This window comes from Mesorhizobium sp. M7A.F.Ca.US.002.01.1.1, from assembly GCF_004022955.1.
GTDB classification, from domain to species: Bacteria; Pseudomonadota; Alphaproteobacteria; order Rhizobiales; family Rhizobiaceae; genus Mesorhizobium; species Mesorhizobium ciceri.
Genome location: NZ_RZQE01000862.1, coordinates 1 through 1,343, shown reverse-complemented (window position 1 = coordinate 1,343; position 1,343 = coordinate 1). Strand labels below are relative to the sequence as shown.

Annotated in this window: 2 protein-coding genes; both read right to left on the bottom strand. The window is 64.3% G+C overall.

Annotated elements, in window-relative coordinates:
* Positions 1-898: aromatic amino acid lyase (locus EN932_RS36225; protein ID WP_164890852.1), on the bottom strand; the 898-nt coding region annotated here is incomplete at its 3' end.
* Positions 899-924: 26 nt separating this feature from the next.
* On the bottom strand, positions 925-1,343 hold a 419-nt coding region (locus EN932_RS36220), incomplete at its 5' end, for a GDYXXLXY domain-containing protein (protein ID WP_128369530.1).

The following is a 1,343-nucleotide window of genomic DNA, read 5'->3' as shown; positions in this document are numbered from 1 at the left end:
GGCCGAGCCGATGTGCATCGTCGGGCGGGATGTAGACGGGATTGTCCGATACCGAGGCCAGCGACACATTGGCCGCCCGCTCGGCCGTCGCCAGCGCACGATGCGCCTGGCCGAGGACGCGCGGCACGATGCGGTAGCTGACCGGCGCCTGATAGTTGCGTCGCCCATCGCCGGCGCCAACCAGAAACTCCCGCAATCCCTGCAGGGCAGCCGTCTCATGCTCATCGCCCCAGAGCGTGTCGAGCGCCGCGTCATAGTGCTCGAGCGGCGCGCGAAACGCTTCGATCGACAGCGCGAACACTTTTTGCGCCATGCGGATGCGGCGGCGCCCCGCGAGCGCTGCGTCGGCCACCAAAGCGGCGGCGCAGGGCGAGCCGTTGATGAGCGAGCCGCGTTCCTTGACCTCGAGGTCGAAGCGCGTCGAAAGTTCTGCAAACAAGGGATAGAGCGCCAGGATCTCACCGGCGCCGCCCTGGCCGGAGGCCGGCACGACAGGCATCGGCTCACCGTCGAGCATCGCGGCCACGGCTAGCGCGATGCGCGGCGTGGTGGCGGCGTTGCCCTCGATGAAGTTTGTCAGACGGGCAAGCACGATCGCCCTGACCACGCGATCCGGCAAGGGATCGCCGAACGAGGTGGCGGCGGCAAACGCCTTGATGCGCGCATGGCGATCACGCTCGTCAGGTTCGAGCTTTCGGCTTGCCAATTCCCCCATGGCGGTTGTGACGCCATAGATGACCGGTGGCGGATCGGATTCGATCAGCTTCAGAAACGAGGCGCGGCATTCGGCGATGCGCTGCAAGGCCTTCTCGCTGATCTCCACCGTGTCCTTCTTCCAGGCGACGCGGAAGACAGTGTCGAGGTTGATGTCGTCACGCGTCGACAGGCTAACTGGCATGCTTCACACCATCGGAAATAAGGGACCTAGTAGAGTGGTTCCTCGAACAGCGTCTTGTCGCCGTCGACCAGCGCCTTGATCTGTGCGGTGCCGTCGCCGGCAAGCGCAAGACGGATGCCGAATGGCCGCACCCGCATGTCGTTCTGGATCGCCATCCCCTCGCCTTCCGGCAGATAGAAGCGCTCGATGCCATAGTCCGGCGCGATGGTCGCCTCTTCGCCGCGAAGGTCCCAGCCTTCGGCGATGTGGCCTAGAATATCGGCCTCGTCGGCGGTTGCCATCGTTGGCGCCTTGCCGAACCAGGCGGCCGTCGGCTGCCAATAGCCGTCGGCGCCCTTCTTCAGGCGCACCACAATCGACGTATCGTCGCTTGAAAATTTGTCGGGCGGAATGTTGGCGATCATTTTCACCGGTATGCGTGAAATCTCGTAGCCCAGGATAATAT